The following is a 19,395-nucleotide window of genomic DNA, read 5'->3' on the forward strand; positions in this document are numbered from 1 at the left end:
AAAAAACAAAAAAGGTGTAAGATTTGTTCTTACACCTTTTTTACTAGAATTTATTGTGGGGCTTACCAAGCACCAATAAAATGACTTCCTTCTGCGTTTTCTAATTCAGCACCTTTTGTAACTACACCAGTTTCTGTGTCAATTACATAAATATTACCATTTTTTCCTACAGCAGCAGCAGTAAAGTAAATTTCGTTACCATCTACAGCAAACCCTTGGTATTGAAACATTTCCATATCTATTTCATAAGGAATGTCGTCAATTTTTGTTGCTGTTTTTGCATCTAAATCAACCAAAGCAAAATAACTTTCTCCTCTACCAGAAATACCTTCTTGAGAGTTTTCATGACGATAAGCTAAAACCGCTTTTCCGTTTGCAGCTGGTCTCCAAGCCAAAACATAAGTACCTGTAACTCCTAAAGCAGCATCTAAATTAAAGTCGTAAGAATTATCATAGTCATTATCTGCATCAATTTTTAAAATATGAGAACCTTCTGGATCACTTTGGTTTGCTTGGTAAACACTTCCATTGTATTCAAAAGCATTTATACTTCTATAACCATTTGTATTTCCATGACCTACAGTAGAGGTAATTACAGTTGCATTTAATAAAGAAGGATAATCTACTACAATTGTTTTAGAACCTAAAATTTCGTAATCGCTATCACTTTCTACAGTAGTTGGGTCTACTTTACTTAAACGTGCACCAATGTATAATTTATCTCCAGCAGTATTTAAAGTTGGCATATCTATTCTAGAAATGTAATATCCTTTAGCTTCTTCTTCATCACTTAAAGGAACCTCATAAGTTTGATAGTTTTTAATAGACGAGTTTACCAAATCTAAAGTAACAATACCAATAGTTGCACTTGTACGTACATAAACATCATCTGCAACATCTTCTGTACCATTATCATTAATTTCATGTTCTGTAGAAACATAAACAGCAGCACCAGTTTGGTCTCCGTCAAATAATTTAATCCATCTAGGAGCTGTACCCACATATTCAGAAATACTTACTTCTGTACCAGTTTGAGTATAAGTTTGTCCACCTTCTACAGTATATTTTGTGTAAATACCTCCAGTATCACCTGCATAACTGATGTTAAATATTGTGCTACCATCTTCTGAAGCTTGTAACCTTGCAGTTCTGTTAGATGGTGCTACAAATCCATTTTCAAACGGATTTATAGAAACATTTGGGTCTTTTGCATCATCACTAGAAACCGCGTAAATTAATGTTCCACCATTTCCATCTCCTGGTTCCTCACCCATTTTTGCGCCTGCAATAGTTATCCATCTCGCTTCTCTTGGTTCTTCTGGTTCTGGTTCTGTAACTTCATTTACATCGTTACTACATGCGTTTAATAGTCCAAAAGTTAGTATAAAAGCTAATGCTTTATAATTTAAAATAGAATTTTTCATTTTAGTTTTATTTTGAAAGTTTATGGTTAAAATTTATGTATTGAGTAATTTAATTTTAGGTAAAATGCACGTCCTGGTTTTTGTACAGATAAATTATCGTAGGCAGCTTCATCAAAAATATTTTTAGCATCGAAACTTAAAACAAATTTTTTGTTAGGGAATGTATAGCTCAAGCCAATGTCTTGTATAAATTGTTTCGGAATTAAAAACTTTTCTTGCCCAACTGTATTGGTTCCTTGAGGCACTATATAAGAGAATTCGTCTGTAAAATAGGCGTTATAAAATAGGTTTAAACGAGTGTTGTTTTGAAAGACGTTTTTTAAAGAATATCGTAAAGAGGTATTTAGGGTAAACAAAGGTGTATTAGGTACATCTACTGTTATACCAGCTGTGTTTTTGGTTTTTAAACTTAAACGCGAAAAGTTAAAATTAAACCCAAAATTATTATTGTAAGTATAATTAATTTGAGCTTCTATTCCTTTAGAAGTACTTTCTTGATTAAAATTGGCATATTGTACCAATTCATCATTCTCCCATCCATCAATATCAAAGCCAATTAAATCTTTTATATTTCTAGAAAAAAGATTGGTAGAAACCACTAAGCCATGTTTTTTAATATAGAATTTTCCGAAACGAAAACCTAAATTGTAATTATGGCTGATTTCTGGTTTTATGCTTAGGTTTGCAATGGTATTGTCTCCTAAATCTCCAAAAACTTCTGTTTCGCTAGGCAATCTTACTGCTTTTTCTGTTGATGCTAAAACTGTTAAATTGGGTAAAATTGCGTAAGATGTAGCTAAACCATATCCGTTGTAATTTTTATTACTTTGGTATGTTTCATCAATAATTTCAGTTTCTGCATCATTCCATTCTGGAGATGTGTTTAACACTTTTTGACGGTAATGTTTGCCAAAAATGTTAGTTTTCAGTTTATTGTTAAAAGCACTTATTTCATAACTTAAAGAAAAAATGTTTTTATATAAATCGCTGGTTTGCTGAAACGTGTTTTCTAAAAGAGAAATCATTTCATCAGAATCTTCTCTATCTACACCACTATAAACATGATTTAATAGTACTTTATGCTTTCTATTAATTTGGTAAGAAACACCCGATCTTAAAGAAGCTACTTTTCTTTTGATGTTTAATAAAGTAGGTCCGTTTTCATTTTGAGATCCCCAGATATATTCAAATTCATCACCTTTATAATCAATTGCTCTTTCGCCTGTCCAACTATACGCAATTGCAGTAGTATCATTTACCACTCTGTTTCTTTTACCAATTAAACCGTTTATATTTACGTCTAAACCTTTGGTTAAGAAATCTTTTTTAATGTAAGTTAAATTAGTAAGCAAAGCATCAGATTCTAAGAATCTGCCATTATAAGGTGTTGTGTTTACAAACGCTCCATGTTGTACTTCTTTATAATCATCAGAACCAGAAATACCAATTAAAAATTGATCTGCCCATTTTACATCTGTATAACCAAATTGTAACATACCACCTGTAGATCTGTAAGCATCGTTAAATCTTCTAGCAGTTATTAGCGTTTGTACACCACCCAAACCTTTATCTACAATTGTTTTTCCGCTAATTTTATAATCGTTATCAGAATAATTATGAAAACCAGATGCTTTAATGGTAAACCCTGAGTTTTTGTAGCGATATAAACTATTTATACTTGCTTGAAAAGTGTTGAAAGAACCATAAGAAACAGCAGCATTTAAATTTGTTTTTGCTCCTTTTTTCATCACAATATTAATTGCGCCACCTAAAGCATCATCAGCTAAATGCCCTGGAACAACACCTTTGTAGACTTCAATATTCTCGATCATAGAAGGAGGGATGCTGTTTAAGCTAAAAGAAGATCCGTAGACAGAAATAGGAATTCCATCAATAAAAATACTGATAGATCTACCAGATAAACCATTTAAAGAATATTCTACATTAGAACCTAAACCTCCATTTTGCCTTAATTTTACACCAACTGTAGTGTTTAACAACTCGTTTGTTTGTATGTTTCTAATACTAGCTTCTTTGGTTTCTATAATATTTACTACAAAACCTTGTGTTTCTTTTTTTGTTTTTTCGGTTTTTGTAATTACGCTAATTTCATCTAGTTTATTGTTTGCAAATTCTAGAGTAACAGTAACATTTTTTGTTTTAGAATTTAGGTTTATATCTACCGTTTTTGGTTTTGAGTTTAGAGAAAGAAATTTAGCTTTGTAATTGCCAAAAGGAATATTATTAAAAGAAAAATGACCATTAAAATCTGATGTTGTTTCAAATGTTTTTTCGGTTCCTGTTAGAGCAATGTATACTCCTGTTGCAGGCTCATTATTATCTAGGTTAACTTTTCCAACGATGTTTCCATTTTGTCCGAAAACAGAAAAAGATATGAAGAAGAAAAATAGCGTTCTTAAAAAAAACATAAATTTAATTTTTGACAAATATAATCTTATTTATAATTAGTCTAAATAAAATTAGGTCTTTTACAGAATTTTTAATGTATGGTTAATTTTGGAAGAAAAACAATTATTTTATGGAGTTCTAATTATTAATAATTAAAAATTAGAGCCTTATTTTTAATGATTCTATATAGTGGGTTTTGTCAATTAAGCCTATAAATGGAATTTAAAGGCACCAATTTTATAATTTAAGTGCAGAAAAATAAAGTTGAGATTTAAGTTTTGGTAAAAAGGAAGCTTATTTACTACTTCTAAAACTTTCTATGATTACTGTTGATAATATTAAACTACCTCCAATAAAAGTAGTAAAAGAAGGAACCTCATTTACAAATATATAAGCAATTATAATTCCGAAAATGGGTTGTACACTACTAATTATACTTGTGGTTGTGGCAGAAAAGTGTTGTAAAGAATTTACCATTAATGTATGCCCAATGGCTGTAGTTAATAAAGCAACTAGCAATAATAAAGGCAGTTCATCAATAGCATTAGAAAAATCACTGAAAAACAAAGTTGGTATCAAAAACACGGTAACCACAATCATTTGATAAAACATTAGCAAACTACCATTGTAAGTTTTTACTTCATTTTTAACCATTAAATTTCTGAGTGCATAAAAGAATGCAGAAAGTATTCCGAATAAAATTCCTTGTAGTTCATTATTTTCTATAGAGAATTCTGGTACTAAAATATAAACACCAATTAGAACCAAAATAGCCAAGAAAATATGAATAACATTTATTTTTTGTTTGCTGAAAAAAGGTTCTAAAAAAGCGGTAATTACAGGATAAGTATAAATAGACAACATTCCTAAGGCAACATTAGATAGTTTTAATGCGTAAAAATAGGTTACCCAATGAGCACCCATTAGAAATCCACTAATTAGAAAAGAGATTTTATCTTTTTTAGATTTTATGGTAAAGTCAATTTTTTGGTACTTACAAAATACAAACATTAAAATTGAAGCTAAAAAAGCCCTACATAAAATAATAGCTTCTGCTGGCATTGCTATATACCTGCCTAAAACACCAGAAGTACTTACAAAGAGTGTTCCTAAAAGTAAAATGGATAAATTTTTTGCGTGTTGATTTTGCATTATTTTGTTTGTGATAATGGTTTGTAAAGGAACTGTATTTTAATTTATAGCAATGCAAACAATGCAATTGAATTATATCTTTTGTAAAATTGTTAAAGCAGTTTTTACAGAATCAATCTTAATAAAAGTTATCATTAAACGCAAACCAGATTTTGTTTGTTTTTCTTTCATAACACAACTTTTTGGGTTGTGTTGAACGTATTTTAACATTCTAGAAAAAGCTTCTGTTTGATAAAAATCACTTTGTTGGTCTGATACAAAATAGCCAATCATTCTTTTTTGTTTCAGAATAATTTTTTCTAAACCCAAATCTTTTGCCAACCATTTTATACGCACAGAATCTAATAAATCTTCAACCTTAGTAGGTATTTCTCCAAATCTATCAGTAATTTCAGATTCAAAAACTTGCAATTCTTTTTCTTCGTTTAAAGTGCCCAACTTGTTGTATAAGGCTAACCTTTCTGTAATGGAATTGATATAATCATCAGGAAATAAAATTTCGAAATCCGTATCAATTTGAACCTCTTTTACGTATTCTTTTGGTTTAGAATTATCTGTAGGATACAATTCTTTAAACTCATTTTCTTTTAATTCTTCAATGGCTTCTTGTAATATTTTTTGATACGTATCAAATCCAATATCGTTTATAAATCCACTTTGTTCACCACCTAATAAATCTCCTGCACCACGAATTTCTAAATCTTTCATGGCAATGTTAATTCCGCTTCCTAAATCAGAAAATAACACCAAAGCTTCAATACGTTTTCTGGCATCATCTGTCATCATATGATAAGGAGGTGTTATAAAATAACAGAAGGCTTTTTTGTTAGAACGTCCAACTCTTCCTCGCATTTGATGTAAATCAGACAAACCAAAATTATTGGCATTATTTATAAAAATTGTATTGGCATTAGGCACATCTAAACCACTTTCTATAATGGTTGTTGATACTAAAACATCAAAATCACCAGCCATAAAACCAAGCATTAATTCCTCTAGTTTTTTGCCTTCCATTTGTCCATGGCCAATTCCTATTTTTGCTGATGGAACCAATCTTTGTAATAAACCAGCTACTTCTTTAATATTTTCGATTCTATTATGAATAAAGAAAACTTGGCCACCTCTAGAAATTTCGTAAGAAATGGCATCTCTGATGGTTTCTTCACCAAAACGAATTACCTGACTTTCTATGGGATGTCTGTTTGGTGGTGGTGTTTTTATTACTGATAAATCTCTGGCAGCCATTAAACTAAATTGTAAAGTTCTCGGAATTGGAGTAGCAGTTAGGGTTAAAGTATCTACATTTTCTTTTAGCGTTTTTAGTTTGTCTTTAACAGCAACTCCAAATTTTTGTTCTTCATCAATAATTAAAAGCCCTAAATCTTTAAATTTTATACGCTGATTGGTTAATTGATGTGTACCAATTATAATATCAACTTCGCCATTATTTACGCCATCAATAGCAATGGTTTTTTGTTTGGCAGTTTTAAAACGATTTAAATAATCAATTTTAATCGGAAAATCTTTTAATCTTTCAGAAAAGGTCTTGTAATGCTGAAAGGCCAAAATTGTAGTGGGTACTAAAATGGCAACTTGTTTTCCATTATCTACAGCTTTAAATGCGGCTCTTACAGCTACTTCTGTTTTTCCAAAACCAACATCACCACAAACCAATCTATCCATGGGTTGTTCTTTTTCCATATCATTTTTTACATCTTGAGTTGCTGTAAATTGATCTGGAGTGTCTTCGTACATAAAACTACCTTCTAATTCGTGTTGTATGTGCGTGTCTGGGCCAAAAGCAAATCCTTTTTGTAATTTTCTTTTGGCATACAACTGAATTAAATTAAAAGCAATGTGTTTAACTCTTACTTTTGTTTTTTGTTTGATTTTTTTCCAAGCACCAGAACCTAATTTGTAAATCTTAGGCGCTTTACCATCTTTACCATTAAATTTTGATATTTTATGAAGTGAGTGAATGCTTACATATAAAATATCGCGTTCGCCGTAAATTAATTTAATAGCTTCTTGTTTATTGCCTTGAACATCAATTTTTTGCAAACCACCAAATTTTCCAATTCCATGATCCATGTGTGTTACATAATCGCCAATTTCAAGCTTATTTAATTCTTGAAGCGTAATAGCTTGCTTTTTAGCGTAACCATTTTTTAATCTGAATTTATGATAGCGTTCAAAAATTTGATGATCTGTATAACAAACTAATTTACGATCTACATCTACAAAACCTTGATAAAGAGGAAAAACAACAGTTTCGTAATGTACTTCTTGTTCTGCATCATCAAAAATATCATGAAAACGTTTGGCTTGCTGTTCGTTAGCGCAAAAAATATAATTGGTAAAACCAGCTTTGTGGTATTCCTCTAAATTATCAATTAATAAATTGAATTGTTTGTTAAAAGAGGGTTGAGGTTGTGTATTAAAAACGATATCAGATTTTTCATCAGAATTGGAATTCCCAAAATTTACCAATGTAAAATCTTGCAATTGTTTTTTGATGAAGCTACCATCACAAAATAATTCAGACGGTTTTGCGTGCTTAATTTCTTTGGATAATTCTTTAAAAGCAACATCAGCTTTGCTAAAAAATTTGTCGAGGCTATTAGAAAGTAATTTTGTGTTTTTTGTAAAAATGATGGTTTTAGATGATATATACTTTAAAAAACTTTCTCTTTTTTCTTGCAATGCCTTGTTTTCTACATTTGGCATTATCGAAACTTTTTTCAGTTTTTCTTTAGATAATTGAGTTTCTACATCAAAAGTTCTGATGCTGTCTATTTCATCACCAAAAAATTCAATTCGATAAGGTTCATCATTAGAAAAAGAAAAAACATCTATAATTCCACCTCTTACAGAGAAATCTCCTGGTTCTGTAACAAAATCTACACGTTTAAATTTGTATTCGAACAAAACTTCATTTACAAAATCTAAAGACAAATTATCGTTAACTCCAACTTTTAGCGTATTTTTTTCTAGTTCTGTTTTGGTAACTACTTTTTCGAACAATGCTGTTGGGTAAGTAACAATTACAGCAGGTTTTTTACGAGAATTTATTCTGTTTAATACCTCTGAACGCAACAATACATTGGCATTGTCTGTTTCTTCAATTTGGTAAGGTCTTCTGTAAGAACCTGGGTAAAAAAGAACATTTTTATCGCCTAAAAGTTGTTCTAAATCATTTAAATAATATGCAGCTTCTTCTTTATCATTAAAAATTAAAAGATAAGGTTTGTCTGCCTTTTTAAAAGTTTCTGAAATAACAAAAGACAATGAAGACCCAACCAAATTCGTAATTTGAAAATGGTTTTTGTCTTGTTGAAGGGCTTTAACGAACTGCGATACACTCGCAGATTTTTGATATTGGTTTACAATGTTCTGCTTGCTCAACGTAATAAATTTTTACAAATGTAACTTTCTTAACCAAGAAAAAACAATGGATAAATATGTTTTATGCAATATTATAATATATTTGTAAGAAAAGAAGTTATGAATACGAATAAAACCCTATGATTATGAAACTTAAAATTTTAATCCTTTTAATTTTTATAGTATTAATTAAAAGCAATGTTAATGCACAAGATGCCAATAATAGATGGGCTGTTGGTGTTGGAGCAGCTGGTTTACTTTACTCAGAAAAAGATGGCTCTTCTGTTGGATTCAGATATTCTGATCAATTTCCAAGATTAACCTTGGCTACCTATGCATTTACAAATATAACCTTATCTGCTGCAATTTCAACGTCTAGAAACGATGGGAAACAGTATACAACCTTTGATGGTAATATTAGGTACGATTTTGGTACTTCTGAAAACAAACTCGCTATTTATGCTTTATTAGGGGGTAGTTTGGTAGATACCAAAGACTATTTAGCACCGTTTATAAATGTTGGTGGAGGAGGAACACTTTGGTTTTCTGATAGATTTGGACTAAATGGACAAGCCATGTACAAGATTAATTATTATGGTTTGCAAAAACAAGGTTCACATATATATGTTGGTGGAGGTTTAGTTTATCGTTTTTCTTTTTCTGGTTCAGGAGGAGGTTCTTCAAGAAAAAGTAGAGTTAGGAGAGATACAGGCAGAAAACGTATCTGGGAGATGAAGCATTAATGGTTAAGATAGTTCTCTAATAATTTTTTCATTTTTTTACTGTTGATGTAACTATCAATCTGAATATCTATTTCGAATTTTGAATTTAGAATTGTAGTTGTTGGATAACTTATTTTTCCATTTATGTTAGCCAATTCTTTAGCTAACTCATGTGTGCCTGTTTTATTACCTGAAGGTTTATAAACAAAAGTTTTGCCTAAAAATGTGATGTCTTTGGTCTCTTCACCATTTAATCTAATGAAATAAAAATGATTGTTTAACAGTTCAATTATTTTATTGTTTTTGAATGTTGTTTTTTTCATTCCTTCACAGATTTTACACCAATCTGTGTAGATAAAAATAAATAGAGGTTTGGGGTCGATTTTTTGCAAACTTTCAACTTCAGAAAACGAATATTCTTTTAGTTTAATTTTTGAGTTTTGCCCTTTTAGGGCAAAACATCCGAAGAAAAAAATGATAATTAGAAGTTTGCTTTTCATCAGTTTTAATTAAAATATGGTGTAGCGTAAACCTACAAAAGCTCTAATTCCTTGGTTAGAAGCGTACACATAACTAGGATCAAAAGTTAAAGCATCAGGATTGTTTGGATCTACTTGTTGGTCAAAAGGATCAAAAGCTCTAGAAATGCTATTGGCTGGTGGTGTAAAATTCAATAAATTTTTAATTCCACCATAAACTTCAAAACTATTAGAAAACTTTTTCGACAATTGAATGTTTTGTATGCTATACCAAGGCGAATATTCGTCTCTTAAATCATTAGGACCTAATAATGGTAATCGCATTGGGCCATAAATGTTTCCTGTATAATCTAATTTTAAATCATTAGTAAAACGATAAGAAACAGACCAAACTCCGCTAAAACTTTCGGTTAATAATTGCTTGGTTTTAATATCATTTTCAGTAACAGAAACATCCATTAAAGTAGCACCTAAATTAAAAGATAAGCCGTTTGTAAAAAGTACATCTGCGTTTAATGAAACTCCTTTAGAAACTGAATGTCCATCTAAATTAGCATAAATAATTTTGTTTACATCTGTTTCGTAATCAGGTAGAATTCGGTTGTTAAAATAGGTGTAAAAAGCACTAGCATCTAAGGTGATAAAGCTGTTTTCTGTATTAATTTTCTTTACAAAATTAAGGTTTGCATTCCATGAAGTTTCAGGATCTAAATCACCCTCAAACTCAACTTCTCTGGCACCAGTTAATGCAGCATGATCTTCTGTAAAAACATTGGCAACTCTAAATCCATTACCCATACTTGCTCTAAAAATATTAGCATTATTTCTAGAATTCCATTTGTAATTTATTCTTGGAGAAAAGATATTTCCATGAATGCTATTGTAATCCCATCTTGCACCTAATAGTAATTTTTTACGGTTGCTTAAACTAATTTCATCTTGTAAAAAAATACCAGGTAAATGAATTATAGACGGTTTATTTGTAATTCCATCCTCTTCAAAAGTTGCAAAAGTATTATCATCATAAGAAGTGTATCTATAAGCTAAGCCTAATAAAATATCGTGTTTGTCTTTAATTTGTTTATTGTAAACCAATTGTCCAAATGCAATAAATTGTTCAGCATCATAAGCATCAGTTCCGTAAAAAGAATCTTGATAATGCCCATTTGCGCTAAACTGAAAATTTATATTTTTTGTTGTTGGTAGTTGATATGTACCAAAAAGCTCCCACCTGTTTGTATAAATACTTTCTCCGTATTTAATGTCTGTTCCTCTAAATTCACGTTCCCAATCCAATTCTCCTCCCCATCTGTCTTCGTAAACATATCTCGCAGCAATTGTAAAAACTTTATTACTTTTTCTTTCAATGTTGATTTTATTAAAAAATGATATTCTATTTTGAAGTGTTAAATCCGTAAAATTATCTTCATTATTATCAATTCTATTTTGAAAATTAAAATAATTAATCCCTAATAATCCCTGTGTTTTTTCTGATAATTGGTAGCGTAACCCTAAATCTGTATTTATTTCTCCCCATGAAGTTACAAAAGTATCTGTTGATAATTTTGGTGAATTTGTTGGTTTTTTTGTGATGATATTTATAATTCCGCCAACAGCTTCAGAACCATATAAAGTAGATGCTGGGCCTTTAACAACTTCTACTCTTTCTATTAAAGCTTGCGGAATTCCTGTTAAACCATACACTGTAGATAAACCACTTACAATTGGCATTCCATCAATTAAAACAAAAGTATATGGGCCTTCTAAACCATTGATATGAATATCGCCAGTATTGCAAACATTACAGTTTAATTGCGGTCTAACTCCGTTTACATTTTGTAATGATTCAAAAACAGAAGGCGTTGGGTTTTTCTTAAAAAAAGCCTCACTATACACTTCTACTGGCACTGGACTTGCGGTTTTAGAAACTGGTCTTAAAGTTCCAGAAACTACAATTTCATCCAAAGAATTATCATCAGATAAAGTGAAATTTTTAATTAAATTTTGATTGTTTTTAAGCGTGATTTTTAAAGATTTTGTTTGATAACCAATGCTGCTAATAACAATGGTATATGTTCCTTTTTCTATGTTTTTTAACTCGTAAAACCCTTTTTCGTTGGATGAAGTTCCGAATTTCGTTTTCTTTAAATAAATATTTGCAAACGGAATTTCATCACCATTTTCTGCTGTTATTTTTCCAGAAATAGTTTGACTAAATATGTTATTTGCTAAGCATAAGATAATTACAAGAATTAAGGGCTTCATTTTTTTAAATTTAAGCAAATGTAAAATAAAATTTAGACAAACCTAAAAACATTATTAAATAAGTCAAAATTTACTATATTTGTGTTTTAAATTATATTGATGTTTAGTCAGTCTGAAGAAAATTATATAAAAGCAATTTATCATTTAGAGGCAATTTCTAATAAAGGAATTAGTACAAATGCAATTGCTAAAAAATTAGTTACAAAAGCCTCATCTGTATCTGATATGATTAAAAAGTTATCAGAAAAAGAATTGGTGATTTATAAAAAATACCAAGGTGTTAAATTAACTTCTTTTGGTAAAAAAATAGCGGCAAACATAGTTCGTAAACATAGACTTTGGGAAGTTTTTTTAGTAGATAAACTTAATTTTTCTTGGGATGAAGTTCATGAAGTTGCAGAACAGTTAGAGCATATAAAATCGCCAAAATTAATAAATCAATTAGATGCTTTATTGGGTTTTCCTACACACGATCCTCATGGAGATCCAATACCAGATAAAGATGGAAATTTAAATGTTATCGATAAAATTTTGTTATCATCATTATTAAAAACTGAATCTGGAGTTTGTGTTGGTGTAGATGATTCTTCATCAGAATTTCTACAATTTTTAGATAAAAAAGGCATTACCTTAGGTAAAAAAATAAAAGTTTTAGAAAAAGAAGATTACGATGATTCTTTAACCATAATAATAGAAGATCAAAAACTATCTATTTCTAACAAAATAGCCAATAATATATATATTAAAAAGTTATGAATACATTCGATCAATTAGTTGCTTTTGGAAAAGAACATCCAATTCAAGCAGCATTTTTTGCCTCACTTTTTACTTGGGGATTAACAGCCTTAGGAGCAGCTTTAGTGTTCTTTTTTAAAAAACTAAACAGAGCTGTTTTAGACGGAATGTTAGGTTTTACAGGAGGTGTAATGGTTGCAGCCAGCTTTTGGAGTTTGCTTTCGCCTGCTATAGAAAATAGTCCTGGAGAAGGGTTTGTAAAAGTTTTACCAGCTGCAATTGGTTTTGCACTAGGGGCATTATCTCTTTTTGGGATGGATAAGATTTTGCCTCATTTGCATATCAATTTTAAAGATAGTGAAGTAGAAGGTGTTAAAACTGAGTTGCATAGATCTACCTTGTTGGTTTTGGCAATTACATTGCATAATATTCCAGAAGGTTTAGCTGTTGGTGTTTTATTTGGTGCTGCATCTACATTGGTAGGTGTAGAGCAAACAGAAATGATTATTGCTGCAATTTCTTTAGCAATCGGAATTGGAATTCAGAATTTTCCAGAAGGTTTTGCTGTGGCAATGCCCTTAAGAAGACAAGGAGTTAGTAGATTTAAGAGTTTTTGGTATGGACAATTATCAGCAATTGTAGAACCAATGGCAGCAGTTTTAGGTGCTTTAGCAGTTTCTTTCTTTACGCCAATTTTACCATATGCATTAGCATTTGCTGCAGGAGCAATGATTTTTGTAGTGGTCGAAGAAGTTATACCAGAAACACAAAGAGATAAATATACAGATATCGCAACACTTGGGTTTATAGGTGGTTTTATTGTAATGATGTCTTTAGATGTTGGTTTAGGTTAAAATTGAAAAGAAACAAAATATTACAAAAGCCAAACAGATTCTGTTTGGCTTTTTGTATTTTGCAATAAAATTATTCTGTGCAAAAAACAGCAACTTTTCAAGTGTATAATGCTTCTGCAGGAAGTGGAAAAACCTTTACTTTAGTTAAAGAATATCTTAAAGTTTTATTAAGCTCAGAAGATATTTTTACTTTTCAAAAAGTCTTAGCAATTACGTTTACCAACAAAGCTGCTGGTGAAATGAAAGAGCGTGTTTTGTCTAATTTAGAAGATTTTTCTGAAGGTATAGAAAATGATCTCTTTAAAATTATTATTCAAGAAATTACTGTTGATAAACCTACAATTCAAACTAGAAGTAAAAAGATTTTAGAGGTAATTCTGCAAAATTACTCTGCTTTTTCAATTACTACAATCGATAGTTTTACACATAAAATAATTAAAAGTTTTGCTTACGATTTAGGATTATCTCTAAATTTTGAAGTAGAAATGGATGCAATTTCTTTGTTAAATGAAGCTGTAGATGTTTTAATTTCTAAAATTGGTACAGATAAAAAACTTACAAAACTTTTAATAGATTATTCTTTAGATAAAACTGATGATGATAAATCTTGGGATATTTCTAGAGATTTAAACGAGTTTGCAAAAGTATTGCTAAATGAAGACGATATTCAGCATTTTAGAACCCTTTCTACTAAAAATTTAGAAGAATTTACGGATTTAAAATCTAAATTATTTTTACATCAAAAAGAGATAAAAATTGAATTATCTAAAATCGGAGAAGATTGTTTGGCGCTTTTAGAACACAATAATTTGAGTCAAAAAGATTTTTTAAGAGGTTCAATTCCTAAATTTTTTGCTGATGTTAGCTTAAAATCTGTCGATTTTAATTTTTTATCAAGAGCGGCAACTATAGAAAAAGCGATTGATAATCATCAATATTATGCCAAATCAACCCCAAATAATATTGCACAAACTATAGAAAATATAGTTCCAGAAATTATAGCATTTTATCAAAAAGCAAAAGCAGTTTACAGTCAGTTTTTATTGAATAAATTGGTGTTAAAAAACATAATTCCGTTAGCAGTTTTAAATAACATCAACCAAGAATTAGAAAGTATAAAAGAAGAGAGTAATATACGATTAAATGCAGAATTTAATCAACTAATTTCTGATAATATTAAAGAACAACCTGCACCTTTTATTTACGAAAGAATTGGGCAGCGTTTTCAACATTTTTTTATTGATGAAATGCAAGATACTTCTGTTTTACAATGGAGTAATTTAATTCCGTTAATAGACAATGCATTAGCACAAGAAAGTAGTAATTTACTGTTGGTTGGCGATGGAAAACAGGCAATTTATAGATGGAGAGGAGGTAAAGCAGAACAGTTTATAGACTTAGGTTCAGAGGCAGAAAATCCTTTTCATATTGCTAAAGAAATTAAAAATTTAGAAACTAATTTTAGGAGTTATTCTGAGGTTATCAATTTCAATAATTCATTTTTTCAACATATCTCAAATTTTCTGAATAATGAATCGTATAAAAACTTATTTGTTGATGGTAATAAGCAATTAGAAAATGCTAAAAAAGGCGGATTTGTATCACTGAATTTTCTTGATAAAGAGGAGGATAAAGATGATGAGAAAATAAAATATCCGAAGAAAGTTTTAGAGCAAATAAATCAACTGAAAACAAGTTTTTCTTTGGATGAAATTTGTGTATTAACACGCAAAAAAAAAGATGGAATTGCTATTGCAAATTATCTAACAGAAAACGGAATCGATATTGTGTCTTCAGAAACTTTGTTGTTGCAAAATAGTAGTAAAGTTGGTTTTATTATTGATGTTTTAAAGATGATCCAAAATCCGAACGACGAAGAAACACGTTTTGAAATCTTGTATTTTTTACATCAACATTTACAAATAAAAAGTGCGAAACATATTTTCTTAAAAGAGTTTGCGAAATCGAATAATGAAACAATATTTGAAGTTTTAAAAAACTACGGAATATATTTTGATTTAAACTCGTTTCATCAACTACCATTTTATGAAAAAATAGAAGAAATTATTCGAAGTTTTAATTTGATTGAAACTTCTGATGCGTATTTGCAATTTTTCTTAGATGTGGTTTTAGAGCAACAAAGAAAATCGACAGATGTTGGCTCGTTTTTAGAGTTTTGGGAACTTAAGAAAGAAAAATTGAGTATTGTGGCATCAGAAAGTGCAAATGCAGTTCAAATTATGACCATTCATAAGTCAAAAGGTTTAGAATTTCCTGTAGTTATTTTTCCTTGTGATGTAAATATTTACAATCAAATAAATCCAAAAGTTTGGTTAGATAATTTGCCAGAATCATATGATAATTTTCAAGAATTATTGGTCGATTTTAATGCCAGTTTAGCTTCAGTTAGTAGCAGAGGAGAAGCGATTTATCATCAACAAAGACAAGAATTAGAGCTCGATAATTTTAATTTATTATACGTTGCATTAACTAGAGCTGTTGAGCAATTGCACATTATAACAGATAAAAAAATATCGGTAAAAGGAGAAGAAAACGTCCATCATTTTTCGGGTATTTTTATAAATTATTTAAAACAGAAAAACCTTTGGAAAGATGATGTGTTAGAGTATTCTTTTGGCGATAAAGCTAGAGTTAGCAAACCTCTAAAAGAGAGTTCAGTTTCTAAAATTCACGAAAAATTTATTTCTACGCCTTGGCAGGATCATAATTTAGTTTTGCTGGCAAGTTCATCAAAATTATGGGATACAACTCAAGGAAAAGCCATCGGATTTGGGAATCTATTTCATGAAGTTTTATCTAAAATCTACACAAAAGGTGATGTAGAAAAGGTTGTATCGCAATATAATCAGCAAGGAATTTTAAATGAAACTGAGTCTAAATCTTTCATCGATAAAATTAATGGTATAGTACAACATCCTCAATTAAATAAATATTTTTTAGATGATGTAGTCGTCTATAATGAAAGAGAAATTGTAGATGTAGATAATCAAATTATTATTCCAGATAGATTGGTTTTTAGCTACAATGCAATAATCATTATTGATTATAAAACAGGTAATAAATCATTAGAGCACAGACAACAGCTTTTAAAGTACGAACATGTATTAAAAACTATGGGTTTTAAAATTGAAAAAAAACTACTCATATATATTAATGATGAAATTGATATTGTTGAGGTATAGTTAAAGAAAATAAACTTTGTAACTTTGTGTTTGTTAAATTCATAAAAAATGTACGGTAAAATTAAAGATACTCTAAGTTTAGAGTTGCAAAATATAAAGGATGAAGGCTTATACAAATCAGAAAGAATCATCACATCTGCACAAGATACCATTATAAAAATTTCTACAGGAGAAGAGGTTATCAATTTTTGTGCAAATAATTACTTAGGATTGTCTAATCATCCGGAAGTTATACAAGCTGCAAAAAACATTATGGATACTCACGGATTTGGAATGTCTTCAGTTCGTTTTATTTGTGGTACACAAGATATTCATAAACAATTAGAAAAAAAGATTGCAGATTTTTACACAACAGAAGATACCATTTTATACGCAGCTGCTTTTGATGCTAATGGAGGTGTTTTTGAGCCATTATTAACCAAAGAAGACGCCATTATTTCTGATAGTTTAAATCACGCTTCCATTATTGATGGAGTTCGTTTGTGTAAAGCATCTAGATATCGTTATCAGAATAATGATATGAATTCACTAGAAACCCAATTAATTGAGGCGAATAAACAAAATCATCGTTTTAAAATTATTGTAACTGATGGTGTTTTTTCTATGGATGGAATCGTTGCCAAACTAGATGAAATTTGCGATTTAGCAGATAAATACGATGCTTTAGTTATGGTTGATGAATGCCATGCAACCGGATTTATTGGTAAAACAGGAAGAGGTACAGTTGAGTTAAAAAATGTAATGGATAGAGTTGATATTGTTACTGGTACTTTAGGTAAAGCTTTAGGAGGTGCAATGGGTGGTTATACTACAGGTAAAAAAGAAATTATCGAGATTTTACGTCAACGCTCACGTCCTTATTTGTTTTCTAATTCGCTAGCCCCAGCAATTGTTGGTGCATCTTTAAAAGTTTTTGATCTTATTGCTACAGATACATCTTTAAGAGACAAATTAGAATGGAATACAAATTATTTTAGGACTGAAATGGAAAAAGCAGGTTTCGATTTGGTTGGCGCAGATTCAGCAATAGTTCCTGTAATGTTGTACGATGCTAAACTTTCTCAAATTATGGCAGATAAATTATTAGAAGAAGGAATCTATGTTATTGGTTTCTTTTTTCCAGTTGTATCTAAAGGAAAAGCAAGGATTAGAGTTCAGCTTTCAGCAGCACACACTGTAGATCATTTAAACAAGGCAATTTCAGCTTTTACAAAAATTGGAAAGGAGCTAAAAGTTATTTAGGATTGATAAAAACTTGTAGTTTTAGTAATATTTTGTAGATTTGTTTTGTAAATAAGTTTTAACAACTTACTTTTGCGTATAAAAAATAAAGAACTTTTAATTTAAAAATTTGATAATGAAACGATTAAGAATAGCTGTGATAGCTTTATTTGCGTTAGTGATGGTTAGCAGTGCTAATGCTCAGGATAGAAATAACCCATGGGCTGTTGGCTTTGGTGTTAATTTAGTAGACTTTTATGATGGTAGCGATATTGGCGGTCAATTAGAAGATGTTTTAGGAAATAAAGATTGGAATATTTTACCTTCAATTTCTAGAATTACTGCAGATAGATACTTAGATAAAGGTTTTTCGTTGCAGTTAGCTGGGTCGATTAATAAAATTACTTATCTAGAAGCAGAAGATGATTCAGATTTTCTTTATTATTCATTTGGAGCTAATGTAAAGTATGATTTAAATAATTTATTTGGCGAAACTGGTTGGTTCGATCCTTTTGTATATTTAGGAGGTTCTTATGTTTCTGCTGATTCAGAGGGTGAAGCTATGGCTAATATAGGTTTTGGTTTCAATACTTGGATGAATGATAACCTAGGATTAACTTTTCAACATGCCACTATAGCAGGTTTTGCTGATAATGTAAAAACTCATTACCAAACTTCTTTAGGATTAACTATTCAATTTGGAGGAACAGATACTGATGGTGATGGTGTTTATGATAAAGATGATGCTTGTCCAGAAGTTGCTGGTTTAGAAGAATTCAATGGTTGTCCTGATGCAGATGGAGATGGAGTAAAAGATTCAGATGATGCTTGTCCAGAAGTTCCTGGTTTAGTAGCAATGAATGGTTGTCCTGATGCAGATGGAGATGGTGTTGCTGATAAAGATGATATGTGTCCAAATGAAAAAGGTACAAAAGCAAACAAAGGTTGTCCAGATGCTGATGGAGATGGTGTAGTTGGTAAAGATGATAAATGTCCTACAGTTGCAGGACCTGCTGCTAACAACGGATGTCCTTGGCCAGATACTGATGGTGATGGTGTTTTAGATAAAGATGATAACTGTAAAAACGAAGCTGGTCCAGCATCAAACTCAGGTTGTCCAGAACCAAAATCATACAAGGAAATAATTGGTGAAGGTACTTTTAAGCATATTTTATTTAACACTAACAGAGCTAGCTTTAAATCTGGTGTTACTAAGCAATTAGATGGAATGATTAGTGTAATGAATGAGTATGAAAAAGCAGAATTTGATATTAATGGTTATGCAGATAGTACAGGTACTAAAGCTTATAACTTAATGTTATCTGATAAAAGAGCTAATGCTGTTAAGAATTACTTTGTTAAAAAAGGAATTAACGAAGCTAGATTAACTGCTAAAGGTTTTGGAGAAGAAAATCCAGTAGATACTAATAGCACTAGAAAAGGTAGAGCTAACAATAGAAGAGTAGAAGTTAAAGTTAAGAACTAATCTCTTATTTTAAAATATTAAAAGCCTCATCAATTTGATGAGGCTTTTTTAATTAAAAAAA

12 protein-coding genes are annotated in these 19,395 nt (G+C 30.2%); 6 read left to right on the forward strand and 6 right to left on the reverse strand.

Translation table 11 applies throughout. The features are described 5' to 3' along the window. Positions 1–62: 62 nt before the first annotated feature. The 4 genes from ACWYN7_RS00855 to mfd form a co-directional block, all read right to left on the reverse strand. On the reverse strand, positions 63–1,424 hold the full coding sequence (locus ACWYN7_RS00855) for a hypothetical protein (RefSeq protein WP_462857954.1): 1,362 nt from the start codon (positions 1,422–1,424) through the stop codon (positions 63–65). Between the two features lie 26 nt (positions 1,425–1,450). Next, positions 1,451–3,853: a TonB-dependent receptor gene (locus ACWYN7_RS00860; protein WP_462857955.1), complete on the reverse strand. Its 2,403-nt coding sequence runs from the start codon at positions 3,851–3,853 to the stop codon at positions 1,451–1,453. Positions 3,854–4,127: 274 nt separating this feature from the next. After that, positions 4,128–4,985 (reverse strand): DMT family transporter, encoded by an 858-nt coding sequence (locus tag ACWYN7_RS00865; RefSeq protein ID WP_462857956.1) that lies wholly within the window; start codon positions 4,983–4,985, stop codon positions 4,128–4,130. Positions 4,986–5,057: 72 nt separating this feature from the next. Beyond that, positions 5,058–8,390, reverse strand: a complete 3,333-nt coding sequence (gene mfd, locus ACWYN7_RS00870) for a transcription-repair coupling factor (protein WP_462857957.1) — start codon at positions 8,388–8,390, stop codon at positions 5,058–5,060. Positions 8,391–8,515: 125 nt separating this feature from the next. Between mfd and ACWYN7_RS00875 the strand changes: the two genes are divergently transcribed. After that, a complete protein-coding gene (locus ACWYN7_RS00875; RefSeq protein WP_462857958.1) occupies positions 8,516–9,112 on the forward strand; it encodes a hypothetical protein in 597 nt (198 codons plus the stop codon). Here ACWYN7_RS00875 and ACWYN7_RS00880 read toward each other — a convergent pair. Next, positions 9,109–9,591: a thioredoxin family protein gene (locus tag ACWYN7_RS00880; RefSeq protein WP_462857959.1), complete on the reverse strand. Its 483-nt coding sequence runs from the start codon at positions 9,589–9,591 to the stop codon at positions 9,109–9,111. The genes ACWYN7_RS00875 and ACWYN7_RS00880 overlap by 4 nt on opposite strands. A 9-nt stretch (positions 9,592–9,600) precedes the next feature. Beyond that, entirely contained in the window at positions 9,601–11,835 is a 2,235-nt protein-coding gene (locus tag ACWYN7_RS00885) for a TonB-dependent receptor (RefSeq protein WP_462857960.1), read from the reverse strand. Between the two features lie 99 nt (positions 11,836–11,934). On the opposite strand from ACWYN7_RS00885, the gene ACWYN7_RS00890 reads away from it, so the two are divergent. The 5 genes from ACWYN7_RS00890 to ACWYN7_RS00910 all read left to right on the forward strand — a co-directional run bounded on the left by ACWYN7_RS00890 (position 11,935) and on the right by ACWYN7_RS00910 (position 19,334). Beyond that, complete coding sequence (locus tag ACWYN7_RS00890; protein WP_462857961.1) at positions 11,935–12,591, forward strand: metal-dependent transcriptional regulator; 657 nt, start codon at positions 11,935–11,937, stop codon at positions 12,589–12,591. Next, positions 12,588–13,424: a ZIP family metal transporter gene (locus tag ACWYN7_RS00895; protein ID WP_462857962.1), complete on the forward strand. Its 837-nt coding sequence runs from the start codon at positions 12,588–12,590 to the stop codon at positions 13,422–13,424. The genes ACWYN7_RS00890 and ACWYN7_RS00895 overlap by 4 nt, the downstream gene beginning before the upstream one ends. 77 nt (positions 13,425–13,501) lie before the next feature. Continuing rightward, positions 13,502–16,627, forward strand: coding sequence for a UvrD-helicase domain-containing protein (locus ACWYN7_RS00900; protein WP_462857963.1), 3,126 nt, complete (start codon positions 13,502–13,504; stop codon positions 16,625–16,627). A gap of 48 nt (positions 16,628–16,675) precedes the next feature. Next, positions 16,676–17,869, forward strand: a complete 1,194-nt coding sequence (gene kbl / locus ACWYN7_RS00905; protein WP_462857964.1) for a glycine C-acetyltransferase — start codon at positions 16,676–16,678, stop codon at positions 17,867–17,869. Positions 17,870–17,984: 115 nt separating this feature from the next. Then, the gene (locus ACWYN7_RS00910; protein ID WP_462857965.1) at positions 17,985–19,334 is read left to right on the forward strand and encodes an OmpA family protein; all 1,350 of its coding nucleotides are present in this window, start codon (positions 17,985–17,987) and stop codon (positions 19,332–19,334) included. Positions 19,335–19,395 lie beyond the last annotated feature (61 nt).

This window comes from Polaribacter sp. M10, from assembly GCF_054968445.1.